At 71.8% G+C, this 14,017-nt stretch carries 10 protein-coding genes; 5 read left to right on the forward strand and 5 right to left on the reverse strand.

Annotated features, from left to right (window positions below; translation table 11 throughout):
* Positions 1-29 precede the first annotated feature (29 nt).
* Entirely contained in the window at positions 30-689 is a 660-nt protein-coding gene (locus BX266_RS09555; protein ID WP_099898476.1) for an RDD family protein, read from the forward strand.
* A 73-nt stretch (positions 690-762) separates the two neighbouring features.
* Here BX266_RS09555 and dnaE read toward each other — a convergent pair whose 3' ends face one another.
* Positions 763-4,296: a DNA polymerase III subunit alpha gene (gene dnaE, locus BX266_RS09560; protein WP_099898477.1), complete on the reverse strand. Its 3,534-nt coding sequence runs from the start codon at positions 4,294-4,296 to the stop codon at positions 763-765.
* Between the two features lie 152 nt (positions 4,297-4,448).
* Here dnaE and BX266_RS09565 point away from each other — a divergent pair, with 152 nt between their 5' ends.
* Both BX266_RS09565 and BX266_RS09570 read left to right on the forward strand, forming a co-directional pair.
* Positions 4,449-5,201, forward strand: a complete 753-nt coding sequence (locus tag BX266_RS09565) for a hypothetical protein (protein WP_099898478.1) — start codon at positions 4,449-4,451, stop codon at positions 5,199-5,201.
* A 47-nt stretch (positions 5,202-5,248) separates the two neighbouring features.
* Positions 5,249-6,343 carry a winged helix DNA-binding domain-containing protein gene (locus BX266_RS09570; protein WP_099898479.1) on the forward strand — a complete coding sequence of 365 codons (1,095 nt, stop codon included), beginning with the start codon at positions 5,249-5,251 and terminating at the stop codon, positions 6,341-6,343.
* A 7-nt stretch (positions 6,344-6,350) separates the two neighbouring features.
* Here the strand turns inward: BX266_RS09570 and BX266_RS09575 are convergent, their stop codons facing one another.
* From BX266_RS09575 to BX266_RS09585, 3 genes are all read right to left on the reverse strand, one after another.
* Entirely contained in the window at positions 6,351-6,980 is a 630-nt protein-coding gene (locus tag BX266_RS09575) for a dienelactone hydrolase family protein (RefSeq protein ID WP_099898480.1), read from the reverse strand.
* Positions 6,981-7,053: 73 nt separating this feature from the next.
* The gene (locus BX266_RS09580) at positions 7,054-9,330 is read right to left on the reverse strand and encodes a M9 family metallopeptidase (RefSeq protein WP_259464627.1); all 2,277 of its coding nucleotides are present in this window, start codon (positions 9,328-9,330) and stop codon (positions 7,054-7,056) included.
* A gap of 160 nt (positions 9,331-9,490) precedes the next feature.
* The gene (locus tag BX266_RS09585; protein WP_099898481.1) at positions 9,491-9,850 is read right to left on the reverse strand and encodes a DUF4180 domain-containing protein; all 360 of its coding nucleotides are present in this window, start codon (positions 9,848-9,850) and stop codon (positions 9,491-9,493) included.
* A gap of 286 nt (positions 9,851-10,136) precedes the next feature.
* Between BX266_RS09585 and BX266_RS09590 the strand changes: the two genes are divergently transcribed.
* Positions 10,137-11,108 carry a serine protein kinase RIO gene (locus BX266_RS09590; RefSeq protein ID WP_218969243.1) on the forward strand — a complete coding sequence of 324 codons (972 nt, stop codon included), beginning with the start codon at positions 10,137-10,139 and terminating at the stop codon, positions 11,106-11,108.
* A 21-nt stretch (positions 11,109-11,129) separates the two neighbouring features.
* On the opposite strand, the gene BX266_RS09595 is transcribed toward BX266_RS09590, so the two are convergent.
* A complete protein-coding gene (locus tag BX266_RS09595) occupies positions 11,130-12,002 on the reverse strand; it encodes an MBL fold metallo-hydrolase (RefSeq protein WP_099898482.1) in 873 nt (290 codons plus the stop codon).
* A gap of 116 nt (positions 12,003-12,118) precedes the next feature.
* On the opposite strand from BX266_RS09595, the gene BX266_RS09600 reads away from it, so the two are divergent.
* The gene (locus BX266_RS09600) at positions 12,119-13,978 is read left to right on the forward strand and encodes a serine/threonine-protein kinase (protein ID WP_099898483.1); all 1,860 of its coding nucleotides are present in this window, start codon (positions 12,119-12,121) and stop codon (positions 13,976-13,978) included.
* Positions 13,979-14,017: the final 39 nt, after the last annotated feature.

Raw genomic sequence — 14,017 nt, forward strand, 5'->3', positions numbered from 1 at the left:
TCCCCAACAGTTGACCTGGAGTCGGAAGCATGAGCAGCAACACCCCTCCTGGCTACGGGCCTTCGCAGGATCCGTACCAGAAGCCGCAGGAGCCGAACCCCTACGCCCAGCAGCAGCCCCCGGCTCCCGGCTACGGCGAGCAGCCCGGCTACGGCCAGCAGATCCCGGGCCAGCAGGGCTACGGCCAGCAGCCGTACGGCGCGCCGCAGGGCGCCCCGCTGCCGGGCTGGATCGCTCCGACCCCGCCTCCCGGCGTGCCGCCGACCCCGGGCACCCGCACGCTGGCCACCCCGGTGGACCGGTTCGTGGCCCGCCTGATCGACGGCGTGATCCTCGCGGTGGTGGTCAACATCCTCGCCACTCTGATGTTCGCTCCGTTCAGCATCATGTACTGGGTGCTGTTCGCGGCCGCCTACGTGCTCTACGACGGCCTGCTGATGCTCACTCAGCACTGCCAGACCGTGGGCAAGAAGGTCATGAAGCTGCGGGTGGTCAGCGTCGCGACCGGCGCCCGGCCGACCGACAACGAGATCTGGACCCGGGCCGGGGTCTGGGGCGGCCCGGCGATCATCCCGCTCCTCGGCTCGCTGGCGATGCTGGTCAACGCGCTCTCCCCGCTCTGGGACAAGCCGCTGCAGCAGGCGTTCCACGACAAGGCCGCCAAGACCGTCGTGGTCAAGGAGAACTGAGCCCGCACCAGGAAGGCCCCGGCGGAGCGCACCGCGCTCCGCCGGGGCCTTCTGCCGTCGGCGGCCCGGTCCGTCAGCCCGCCAGGCAGCTCGGCCCGAGCAGCTGCTTGAGGTCGCCGAACAGCGCCGGGTCGGACTTCACCCGGTGCCGGTCCAGGCGCAGCACCACCGTCCGGTGGGGGCCTCGCAGGTGGATGTGGACCTCGGTGCTGCCCTTGTGGTGGGTGAGGACCTCGCGGAGCCGGCCGACGATCGGCGGGGTGAGCTTGTTGTCCGGCACGGTGATCACGATGGGGAGCTGCGCGCCGACGTTGCTGAGGTCGGGGACGGACAGCTCCATGCCCATCAGCCGCGGCACGTCCTCCCGCTTGTCGAGCTTGCCGCGGACGAACACCACGGCGTCCTCGACGAGTTGGGAGGAGACCAGCTGGTAGCTGGCGGGGAAGAACATGCAGTCGATGGAGCCCGCGAGGTCCTCGACGGTGGCGATCGCCCAGGCGTTGCCCTGCTTGGTCATCTTGCGCTGCAGGCCGGAGATGATGCCGCCGATGGTGACGATGGCGCCGTCGGGGCGCTCGGCGAGGTCGGCGACCGCGCAGTCCGCCTTGTCGGCGAGCACGTGCTCGATGCCGTGCAGCGGGTGCGAGGAGACGTACAGGCCGAGCATCTCGCGCTCCTGGGTGAGCAGGAAGGACTTCTCCCACTCCTCCTCGGAGAACACCACGTCCAGGCCGAAGGACGGCTCGTCGGAGACGGCGTCGCCGCCGAACAGGTCGAACTGGCCCTCCGCCTCCTTCCGCTTGATCCCCACCACGTTGTCGATCATCGGCTCGAACTGGGCGGTCAGGCCCTTGCGGGTGTGCCCGAGCGAGTCGAAGGAGCCGGCCTTGATCAGCGACTCGACGGTGCGCTTGTTGCAGACCACCGACTCGACCTTGTCCAGGAAGTCCGGGAACGAGGTGTACTTCCCCTTGGCCTTCCGGGTGCGGATCATCGACTCCACCACCGGGCCGCCGACGTTGCGGATCGCGGTCAGGCCGAACCGGACGGTCTCGCTGCCGTGCGGGGTGAAGTCGGCGTCGGACTCGTTGACGTCCGGCGGCAGCACCTGGATGCCCATCTTGCGGCACTCGTTGAGGTAGACCGCCGACTTGTCCTTGTCGTCCTTGACCGAGGTGAGCAGCGCCGACATGTACTCGGCCGGGTAGTTGGCCTTGAGGTACGCCGTCCAGTAGGAGACCAGCCCGTAGCCGGCGGTGTGCGCCTTGTTGAAGGCGTAGCCGGAGAACGGGACCAGGACGTCCCACACCGCCTGGATCGCCGCGTCCGAGTAGCCGCGCTCCCGGCAGCCCTTCTGGAACGGGACGAACTCGGCCTCCAGGATCTCCTTCTTCTTCTTGCCCATCGCGCGGCGGAGCAGGTCGGCCTGGCCGAGCGAGTAGCCGGCCAGGATCTGCGCGGCCTTCTGCACCTGCTCCTGATAGACGATCAGGCCGTAGGTGGGCTTGAGGATCTCCTCCAGGGGCTTCTCCAGCTCCGGGTGGATCGGGGTGATCTCCTGCTGGCCGTTCTTGCGCAGCGCGTAGTTGGTGTGCGAGTTGACGCCCATCGGGCCCGGTCGGTACAGCGCCAGGACGGCGGAGATGTCCTCGAAGTTGTCGGGCTTCATCAGGCGCAGCAGCGAGCGCATCGGGCCGCCGTCGAGCTGGAACACGCCCAGGGTGTCGCCGCGGGCGAGGAGTTCGTAGGCCGGCTTGTCGTCGAGCGGCAGCTGGAGCAGCTCGATCTTGACGCCCTTGTTCTTCTCGATCGCCTTGACGGCGTCGTCCATGATCGTCAGGTTGCGCAGTCCGAGGAAGTCCATCTTCAGAAGGCCGAGGCCCTCGCAGGTGGGGTAGTCGAACTGGGTGATGGTGACGCCGTCGGTGTGCCGGGTCCAGACCGGGATGTGGTCGGTCAGCGGCTCGGCGGACATGATCACGCCGGCCGCGTGCACGCCGGGCTGGCGGATCAGGCCCTCGATGCCGCGGGCGGTGTCGATCACCTTGCGGACGTCGGGGTCGTTCTCGTACAGGCCGCGGATCTCGCCCGCCTCGCCGTAGCGGGGGTGCGAGGGGTCGGTGATGCCGGACAGCGGGATGCCCTTGCCCATCACGTCCGGCGGCATCGCCTTGGTGATCCGGTCGCCCATCGCGTACGGGTAGCCGAGGACCCGGGAGGAGTCCTTGATGGCGGCCTTCGCCTTGATGGTGCCGTACGTGACGATCATGGCGACCTTGTCGGAGCCCCACTTCTCCGTGACGTAGCGGATCACGTCGCCGCGCCGGCGCTCGTCGAAGTCGATGTCGACGTCGGGCATGGAGATGCGCTCGGGGTTGAGGAAGCGCTCGAAGATCAGGCCGTGCGGGATCGGGTCGAGGTCGGTGATGCCCATGGCGTAGGCCACCAGCGAGCCGGCGGCGGAGCCTCGGCCGGGGCCGACCGCGATGCCCTGGCTCTTGGCCCACATGATGAAGTCTGCGACCACCAGGAAGTACGCCGGGAACCCCATCTGGATGATGGTGTCCATCTCGTACTCGGCGAGCTTCTTGTGCTCCTCGTCGTAGCCGCCGGGGAAGCGCCAGTCCATCCCCTCCCAGACCTTGGCCTTGAAGAAGTCCGCCTCGGACTCGTAGCCCTCCGGGATCGGGAAGCGCGGCATCAGGTTCTTGAACTCGAACATGCCGGCGGTGTCGACCCGGGAGGCCACCAGCAGCTGGCTGTTGCGGCAGCCCTCCTGCCAGGCGTCGGAGGAGTCCAGGCCGTACATCTCGGCGGCCGACTTGATGTAGTAGCCGGTGCCGTCGAAGCGGAAGCGGTCCGGGTCGGAGAGGTTCTTGCCGGTCTGCACGCACAGCAGCAGGTCGTGCGCGCCCGCGTCGCCCTCGGTGGTGTAGTGCGAGTCGTTGGTGACCACCGGCGGGATGTTCAGCTTCTTGGAGATCTCCAGCAGGCCGTCGCGGACCCGCCGCTCGATGTCGAGCCCGTGGTCCATCAGCTCCAGGAAGTAGTTCTCGGCCCCGAAGATGTCGCGGTAGTCGGCGGCGGACTTCAGCGCCTCGTCGAACTGCCCGAGCCGCAGCCGGGTCTGCACCTCGCCGGAGGGGCAGCCGGTGGTGGCCATCAGGCCGGCCGCGTGCTCGGCGATGATCTCCTTGTCCATCCGGGGCCACTTCACCAGCCAGCCCTCCGCGTAGGAGCGGGAGGTCAGCTTGAAGAGGTTGTGCAGGCCCTCCTTGTTGCGGGCCCAGATGGTCTTGTGGGTGTAGGCGCCGGACGCCGAGACGTCGTCCTTCTTCTGGTGCGGCTGACCCCACAGGATGCGCTTGGTGTTGGAGCGGGACTCCGGCGCGACGTACGCCTCGATGCCGATCACCGGGGTGATGCCGGCCGCGGTGGCCTGCTTGTGGAACTCGGCCGCGCCGTACATGTTGCCGTGGTCGGTCATCGCGACGTGGGTCTGGCCGAGTCGCTCGACCTCCTTGAAGAGCTGCTTCAGCCGGGCGGCGCCGTCCAGCATCGAATACTCGGTGTGGACGTGCAGGTGCGCGTACGGCTGGTCGCTCAAGGCGGTGCCTCCGGGGTCCGGGTGGGGGCTGAAACACGTAAGGCCCGAGCCACCACCAGGGCTCGGACCACGGCTTCCGGGTTCGCGCCCCCGAGTCTAATCCCCTCCGCTACCCTCCGATCCACCACACGCGCACCGGGAGGGAACTCGTCATGGCCTTCGCTCCACCCCCGCAGAACCCGCCCCCGAAGGGCGCCCGCGGACTGCCCGGCATCGGGGTCCTGATGCTGCTGCAGCTGCTCGTCCAGGGCTCCGTCCTGGTGTACGACCTGGTCCAGGGCGGCCTCGACTACCTGCCGGACGCGCTCGGCTTCTCCTACGACCACCTGGTGCCGGGGCCGGTCGGCTTCTTCGGCTCGGACCTCGCCTTCCTGCTGGCCACCGCGGTGCTGATGTTCGGCGCGTTCGCCGGCGGCGGCTGGGTGCGCGCCGCGGCGGTGGTGCTCGGCGCGGTGAACGCGTACGGCGCGGTCACCCAGCTGGTGAACCTGTTCACCGGGCCCAACCTGGACCACGACTTCGCCTACCAGCCGGTCGGGCACCTGCTGCTGACCAGCACCCTGGCGCTGACCGTGCTGCTCTTCCTGATCACCGCCCTGGTGGTCGCCGTCACCCGCGGCCCGTCCCCCGCGCCGGCGTACCCCGCCGCCGCGCGGCCCCCGTTCGTCCCGGGCCAGGCCGCGCCGTTCCCCGGCCCGGCGCAGGCCGCCCCGTGGGGCGCCCCCGCTCCGGGCCCCGGCCCGGCTCCGGCCCCGTGGGGAGCCCCTGCGCCTCCGTCGTCGACGCCGCCCGCGCCGCCGGCCGCGCCCGCGCCCGCCCCTCCTGCCGCGCCCCCGGCTCCCGTCGACGCCCCCGGCGCGGCCTACGCCTACCCCCCGCCGCCCACCGCCCCGCCGGCGTCCTGACGGGCTGTTAGGTTGGCCGGCGACGGTCGACGAGAGGAGACCCGGCGATGCCGGCCGAACGCACCCTGTCCGACCGCGAGCTGACGGTCTCCTACTTCGAGCGGCAGCTGCTGCACGCCGACGCCGGGCTGCCGGCCGCCGGGGCGGTCCGGCGGCTGGCCGCGCTCCAGGCCCAGTACTCGCCGTCGCCGCACCTGGCGCTGTGGGCCCGGCTGCCGGGCTTCGGGTACCGGGAGCTGGAGGCGGCGCTGCTGGACGGCAGCGTGGTCAAGTCGACGCTGATGCGCGGCACCCTGCACCTGGTGCCCGGCGAGGACTACGGGCAGCTGGCCGCGGCCTGGCGCCGCCGGTGGCTGCCCGACCTGCGCGGCCGGCACCGGGCCGCCGGCCTGGACGAGGTCGCACTGGAGGCCTCGCTGCGGGAGTTCGCGGCCGTCCCGCGCAGCGCGGAGGAGCTGCGCGGGCACACCGCGGAGGCGTCCGGCGGCAAGGTCCGCACGGACGACCTGCTGAACTACGCCCGGGCGCTGCTCCCGCTGGTGCACGTCGCCCCGTCCGGGCACTGGCGGGCGCACGGCAAGCCCCGGCTGGTGCTGTGGCCGGGCGAGCTGCCGGCGGAGCCGGCCGCCACCGCCCGGCTGGTGCGCCGCTACCTGGCCGGGTACGGGCCGGCCTCGCGGGCCGACATCGCGCACTTCAGCGGCCTGCCGCTGCGCCAGATCGACCCGGCGCTGGCCGAGCTCGGCGAGCCGGTCCGCTACCGGGCCGAGGACGGCCGCGAGCTGCTCGACCTGCCGGACGCCCCGCCGGTCGACGTCGACCCGGACCGCGAGCTGCCGGTGCGGCTGCTGCCGAAGTGGGACGCGGCGCTGCTCTCGCACGCCGACCGCACCCGGATGCTGCCCGCCGCGATCCACCAGCAGGTGTACCGGGCGGTCAACGGCACCCTGCTGGCCTCCTACCTGGTGGACGGCCGGGTCGCGGGCGTCTGGGAGCACGCCTGCAAGCGCGGCGCGGCCGTCCTCACCCTGACCCCGCTGCTGCCGCACGCCCGGCGCCCCGAGCTGGTGCGGGAGGGCGAGCGGCTGCTGGCCTTCCTGGAGCCGGAGGCGGACAGCCGCGAGGTGGTGTTCGCCTCCTGACGCCGGGTCAGTCCTGCTGGTCGAGTTCCGCCAGGAAGGCCAGCGCGGCGGCCCAGGTCCGCTCGGCGGCCTCGGCGTCGTGGTCGGGCAGTTCGGGGTCGGTGTACAGGTGGCCGGCGCCCCGGTAGCGGTGCACCTCGACGTCGGCACCGGCCCGGGTCAGCTGCAGGTACCAGGTGTTCAGCCAGTCCTCGGACTCGTACGCGTCCGGCTCGGCGACGTGCAGCTGCACCGGGATCCCGGTGGCGGCGTCCTCCCGCAGGTCGGAGGTGCCGTGCAGGAGCAGCAGCCCGCGGGCCTGCTCGTCGGCGAGCGCCAGGTTCTGCGCCAGCGAGCCGCCGAGCGAGAACCCGGCGTACACCAGACCCCGCTCGGCGGGCAGCAGCGGGGCGACGGCGGTGACGGCGCGGCGCAGCAGTTCGTCGTTGCCGACCTGGTCGCGGTACGCCATGCCGTCCTCCAGGTCGTCGAAGGTCCGCCCGTCGTACAGGTCGGGGGTGTGCACGGTGTGCCCGGCGGCGCGCAGCCGGTCGGCGGCCCGGTGCACGGCGGGGCGCAGGCCGTACGCGGAGTGGAACAGGACGATCTCGGCCACGGGTGGGGCTCCTCGGTGCGGGTCCGGTGCTCGACCCTCCATGATCTCCCATCGCCGGACGTGCCGGGGCCCGGCCCACCGGTGGGTGGGCCGGGCCGTCGGTGCGGCGGTGCGGTCAGTACGAGGTGGTGACGGCCGCGCCGGTGAAGCCCTGCTGGGCGTACAGGCTGATGTAGTTGTAGCCGGCGGGCGGGTTGCTGATGGTCAGGGTCTCGTTGTTGCCGCCGGTGGTGGACCTGGCGGTGTAGGAACCGGTGGTGGCCCAGGCGCCGCCGTTGTAGTAGAGGTCGGCGTTGCCGGTGCCGCCCGTGGCGGTGATGGTCAGGCTGCCGGTGCCGGCGGGGACGTACAGGTAGAAGTAGGCGTAGTTGCCGGTGGTGGCGGCCACGCCGGAGCGGCGGCAGTTCCGGTCGAGCTGCCGGGTGTCGGCGCCGGTGCACTCGGGGGCGGTGGGCACCGTCGGGGCGCCGCAGTTGCCGCCGTTGCAGGCGGTCAGCCAGGCGTTGAAGTCGGCGTCGTAGCGGGTCCCGATGGTGGTCTTCAGGATCGTCCGGGCGCCGTTCCAGTCCCCGGCCCGGTACTTGGCGAGCAGGGCGTCCAGGTCGGCGCGGTGCGACTGGAGCATGTAACGGACCGCCAGGTAGCCCCAGTTGTAGACCCGGGTCTGGTCGGCGTTGTCGTAGGTGGTGTCGAACAGGGTGGACAGCGCGTAGGTGTGCAGGCCCGCCTGGGTGATCGCGTCGGTGTACTCGACGTTCCGGTAGGAGTAGGAGACGTACTCGGCGAAGCCCTCGACCCACCACACGGTCGGGGTGACCATGCCGGCGTCGAAGTCGCCGTACATGTCGAACCGGCCGTCGAGGTAGTGGGTGTACTCGTGGTTGAGGTTCCAGATCTGGAAGTCCGGGCGGACCCACTCGGCCTCGTAGGCGACGAACCGCGGCTGGTTGCCCGCCGCGGCCGGGTCGCCCTCCAGGTACATGCCGCCGTTGTCGGTGGAGATCCCGAAGATGGTGCCGGCGTAGGTCTGGTAGTCGCTGCTGGAGTGGAAGACCACCACCTCGATGGTGGTGTTGTTGTCGCCCGCGACGGCGCCGGCGTCCCGGACCACGCCGTGGAAGTAGGCGTCCTGGCCCTTCAGGCTGGTGCAGGCGGTGGTCAGCTGATCGGCCGTCAGCGCCTGGGCGACGATCCTGATCGAGCTGCTGCAGGTGTAGTTGACCGTCAGCACCGCGGCCCTCAGCCGGTTCGCCAGGTCGCAGGTGCCGTAGTAGGCGCAGTTGGCCTTGTCGTAGCCGTCGGTCATCTCGGCCAGGCCGACCCAGAGCGCGGCGGTCCGGCCGGTGATCGAGCTCTGGTCGAGCAGGCTCTTCACCAGCGGCCGGGTCTTCGCCTGCAGCGCCGGGTACTGCAGGAAGCGGCCGAGTTCGCGGCCCGCGTTGGAGACCAGGTAGCCCTTGTCGCCGCCGAGCAGCGCGTTGTTGCGGGAGGCGAAGGACTGCAGGGTGTCCAGCACGCTCGGGTCGGCCTGCACGGCGGGCAGGAAGTCGCTGTTCTGGTGGCCGCGCCAGAGCACGGTGTAGGTGTTGTTGACGGCGTTGAGCATCCACCAGGACGCGTCGTAGCTGCTGTTGTAGCCGGCCAGCAGCCGCTTCACCACGCCCAGGTAGCGGGCGTTCTCGGCCGCGCTGTCGATCAGGGTGACCGCCTCGGCCAGGGTGGCCCCGTTGGCGTCGGACACGTCCTGCGCGTGCGGGGCGGCGAAGAAGGCGTCCAGGCCGCCCTCGATCGCCGACTTCAGGCTGCTGCCGTACGGGCCGACCACGTCCGGGTTGTACCACTGCACGAAGTACCCGGCCCGCAGGTACAGCACGATCTGGGTGGCCGAGGTGGAGTCGTCGCCGGGGTAGCCGGCGGCGACGGTGCGCAGCGCGTTGGCCACCGTGACCATCTGCGACTCGGTGAAGGCCAGCTTGGCGTCGTTGCCCTTGAGGGTGAACAGCGAGTTGACGCAGTCCACGCTCGCGGACTTGATCTGCGTCACCAGGGCGCTGCCGGTGCGGCTGGTGAAGTCCGCGGTGTTGCAGGTCGCCGCCGCGGCGAGCGCCTGGGCCCGTACGGCCGCGGGCTCGCCGCCGGACGCCAGCGGCGGCCGCTTGCTGGCGTCCGCCCGAACCTCGCGGGCGGCGTCCTTGCGGCGCTCGGCCGCCTCGGTGCTGCGCGGCGCGGACTTCGCCGCTTTCGCCTGGCCGGCCGCCGTGGGCGGGCCGGCGGGGGCGGCCGCCCGGGCTCCGGGGGCCAGCGCGCCGAGGAAGCCGAGGGCCAGACAGAAGGACAGCAGGAGGGTCAGCGTCCGCGTCGCGGACGCGAACGGTATCCGGAAGGTTCGCACGTGGGGGCCTCCGGGCCTGGTATGACGCCGTGTTGGGGCCACGGCGGAGGGTCGGAAGCCGTCGGGGGAAGCCCTCGACGGCCAGGTGACATGTACAATTGCACATGTCACCTGGCGCCCGGAAGACCCTGTCGGCAGATCAACTGCCCCGCATAACCCGCTAGTTCGCCAAGCGCCCGGCCAACTCCGGCAGATCCGCCACGAACCACAGCTGCCCGCCCCGGTTGCTCTCCCGCACGAAGTCCCGCAGCGCGTCCGAGCGCTCCACGTGCGCCGCGATGTCGCCCACCACCACCAGACCCATCCGGTACTGGGCGAACTTCTGCACCACGGCGCCGGCGACCCCGCTGCGCAGCCGGAAGAACTCCTCCCCCAGCCGCGCCACCGGCACCGCCACCCAGGACGCCCCCTGGTAGTGGGCGTCCCCCAGCAGGTCCACCGCCTGCTGCTCCCCCGCCAGCGCCTCGCCCTCCGCCGGGCACACCATCACCTGCACCCCGCCCACGTCCTGCACCGCCATCGGCCCGGCACTCCTCTCGATCCGTCGGTCCCTGCCACCCATTCATAGCCGCAGGCGGGCTCCCGGTGCGCCGAAATAAATCGCTTGCGTTCCCGCTCGGTCCGGCTAGGGTGGTCGTCGTCCTCCTGTGCGAGGACCAGATGAGAGGAGGTGTGTCCGAATGGTTGCCGCCACGACGCGGCGCGCCTTCGCCTGCGCGCCATTCGCCCCTCCCTCTCGTCTTCTCCCCACCGGCTGACAGCGCGTCACCAGCGCCCCGGTGGGCCTCTCCTCAGGAGCCACCGCAGTGCGCGAGCGCTTTGCCGACAGCGATTCCTTCTCCCGTATCCGCCCCAAGGGCGCGTCCCGTCGCGGCCGCAAGGCCGACCGCTTCGACGACCTGGCCGAACCCGAGTACCTCTACTTCCCCTCCGACGAGCCCGCCGACGGCGGGTCCGACGAGGAGTCCCCGGCCCCGGTGACCGACGGTCCCCCCGTCGGCGACCGCTGGTCGACGTGGGACCAGTCCACCCCGACCGAGAAGGGCCCCGAGCCGCGCCCCGACTGGGTCGTCACCGAACTCGCGGCCGTCGAAACCGAGTTGGGCATCGTCAAGACCGGCAAGGAGGCGGACGTCTTCCTGCTGGAGCGCGCCGTCCCCGGCACCGGCCGCCGCACCCTGATGGCCGCCAAGCGGTACCGGGACGCCCAGCACCGGATGTTCCACCGGGACTCCGGGTACCTGGAGGGCCGCCAGCACAAGGAGTCCCGGATCACCCGGGCGATGGCCAAGCGGACGACGTTCGGCAAGGAGGCGATCGCCGGCCAGTGGGCGGCCGCCGAGTTCGCCGCGCTGAGCCGCCTGTGGTCCGCGGGCGTGGCCGTGCCCTACCCGGTGCAGATCACGGGCACCGAGATCCTGATGGAGTTCGTCGGCGACGAGAGCGGTGCCGCCGCCCCCCGGCTGGCCCAACTCCGCACCGAGGAGGCCGATGTCGACGACCTGTGGGAGCAGTTGGGCAGCAGCCTCTCGGTGCTGGCCTTCGACGGGTACGCCCACGGTGACCTCTCGGCGTACAACATCCTGGTGCACCGCGGCCGCCTGGTGATCATCGACGTTCCGCAGATCGTCGACGTGGTGGCCAACCCGCGCGGCCTCTCCTTCCTGGAGCGGGACGTGCGCAACGTCGGCGCCTGGTTCGTCTCCCGCGGCCTGCCCGCCGCCCGGGTGGACGAGCTGGTCGAGTCGCTGGCGGCGGAGGCCCGGCTGCGCCGCTGACGGACCGTCGGCGGCCGACGGCTACGGGTTCGGCCAGAGGATGAACCGCGGGAGCACCGTCTTCCGCGGTTCTCCGCCGATCGCGGCCAGCGCCCCGCGGATCTCGTACAGGTGGGCCGGCCTGAGCTCCAGCGGCGCCTCGTGCTCCTGGTGGGTGTGGAAGATCGGGTAGTCGACGCCCGGCGTGGTCGACATCTCGATGTGGCAGCCCAGCACGTGGGTGACGGTGCGCTGTTCGGCGAACTCGATCATCCGGTCGATGCTGCGGGTGAAGGCCGCCCAGTCCTCGATGTAGAGCCGGCCGGGGTAGACGGTGTCACCGGTGAGCAGGAAGCCGGTCCACGGGTCGTAGTGGGTGACCGCGGCGGCGTGGTGCCCCGGGGTGGCGATCGCCTCCAGCACCCGCCCGCCGAGGTCGACCGTGACCACCGCGTCCGGGTCGGCGTCGAAGCCGTACCAGGGCCAGGCGGAGTCCTTCACGGCCGGTACCAGTTCGGTGTCCGGCCGGTCCGCGAACTGCCCGTCCCCGGCGGTGTGGTCGCCGTGCGAGTGGGTGTGCAGCACCAGCAGCCCGTAGTCCTCGCGCGGGTGGCGTTCCAGCCAGTCGGCGACCAGCCCGTCCACGGTCCGCCGCAGCGGCAGGTGCGCGGGCTCGGCGGTCGCGCCGGTGTCGATCAGCACGGCCCGCTCGTTGCCGAACAGCAGGTACAGGAACGGCGCCTCGTAGTGCACCGCCTTGTTCTGCCGCAGGATCACGGTGTGCTCGTCGTGGGCGAACACCTGCAGGTCGGGATCGGTGTTGTGCTTCGACGACGGCGAACCGTGGATCCACCGGACGTCGAGCGGCCGGGTCGCGGGACGCTCGGCGGTGAAGTCGATGAGGGTGTTCGGCACTGCGAGCTCTCCTCGGAACGTGTCGGGTACGACCGGCTGACCGTACGTCACGGTTCCGTCCGTGCACAGCGGTTGTGCGACACGCCGAGTGTTAGAGTGCTGACAAGTCGTACAACATGCTCGGGGGACTGCGGGACATGTGGGGTCGGGGGACGGTACTCGGGGGCCGCTACGCCCTCGCCGAGCGGCTCGGCAGCGGCGCGATGGGCGAGGTCTGGCGGGCCGACGACCAGGTGCTGGGCCGTCAGGTCGCCGTGAAGATCGTGCTGCCCGCGCTGATGGAGGACGAGCTCTTCGCCGCCCGCTTCCGCCGCGAGGCGACCGTGCTGGCCGCGATGAACCACCGCGGCGTGGTGCACATCCACGACTACGGCGAGGACGCCTCCGACCCGGGCGCCGCCATCGCGTACATCGTGATGGAACTGCTCGCCGGCCGCCCGCTGGACAAGGCCCGCGACCGCAAGGGCTTCCCGCCCGACCGCGCGCTCGACATCGCCGCCCAGGTGCTGGACGCGCTGCACGCCGCCCACCTGCAGGGCATCGTGCACCGCGACATCAAGCCCTCCAACCTGATGATCGATCAGGACGGCCGAGTCACCGTCACCGACTTCGGCATCGCCCGCACCCTCGCCGACACCCGGATCACCACCGCCCACGCGGTCATCGGCACCGCCCTGTACATGGCGCCCGAACGCGCCGAGGGCAAGGACGCCTCGGCCGCCTCCGACCTCTACTCGGTCGGCGTGGTGCTGTACGAACTCCTTACCGGCAAGCCGCCGTTCACCGGCGAGACGCCGCTCGAAGTGGTCCTGAAGCACGTCCGCGAGCCGGTCCCCGAGCTGCCCGACGCGATACCCGGACCGGTCCGCGCGGTGGTCGCCAAGGCCCTCGCCAAGCAGCCCGGCGACCGCTACCCGGACGCCGCGGCGATGGCCGTGGCAGCCCGCCGGGCGATGTCCACCCCCGCCGGACTCGGCGCGGTGCTCGGCCTCCCCGAACCCGTCCCGGCCTCCCCCGCGGCCGCTCCCGCGGCGGCCGACGCCGCCACCGCGCCGGCCGCGGCCCGCCCGCGCGACGGCCGCCGCCGGCTGGTCACCCTGGTGCTGCCGCTGGTCCTGGTCACCGGCGGCGGCGTGACCGCGCACCAACTCGACCTGCTGCCCTGGCAGAACAGGCAGCAGCCCACCGCCACCGCGAACGCCGCCGGCGGCCCGAGCAGCACCGCCGGCAACACCCCCGCGACCACCCCCGCCACCGGCCAGGGCGCCACTCCGGCCCCCGTCGGCGCGCCGCCCGCCACCGACAACCCCGCCCCGCCGAACGGCAACCCCGACCCGGGCACCGCCGCGGGCACGGGCGCGGTCACCGGAACCGGCACCGGCACCGGCACCGGCAGCGGTTCGGGTTCCGGCTCGGGCTCGGGTTCGGGTTCCGGCTCGGGCGGCAACCCGGCCACCGGGAGCGGCGGTTCCGCCGCCTCCGGCGGCAGCAACAGCGGCGGCGGGAGCACCCCGACGCAGCCCAAGCCCACCACCCCGAAGCCCACCGCCCCGTCCAACGGCTGCGGCGGCAGCGGCTGGGGGCGCCTGGTCAACGTCGGCACCGGCCTCGCCGCCAGCCCGGGCTCCGACGCCCTGACCGCGGGCGTCCCCGTCGTCGCGGGCGGCTACCCCGGCTACGGCTGGATCAAGTCCACCGACGGCTCCGGCGTCACCACCTTCACCGCCTGCAAGAGCGGCAGCGGCATCAGCCTCGGCGGCCGCTACGCCGGCAGCCCCAGCATCGCCGAACTCGCCGGCTCCAGCTCCTTCGGCGACATGATCAACTGGTCCGTCGCGGACGCCGGCTCCGGCACCTTCCAACTCCTCTTCGGCTACGGCGTCCAGAGCTGCCTGACCGACACCGGCTCCGGCAACACCCTCACCATCACCACCTGCTCACCGGGCGCCAAGTCCCAGCTCTTCCGCTTCTCCTAGCCGAAGCCGTCGGGATCCCCCGCCGGAACGGCCCTCGCC

This window comes from Streptomyces sp. TLI_171 (assembly GCF_003610255.1).
Classification (GTDB): Bacteria; Actinomycetota; Actinomycetes; order Streptomycetales; family Streptomycetaceae; genus Kitasatospora.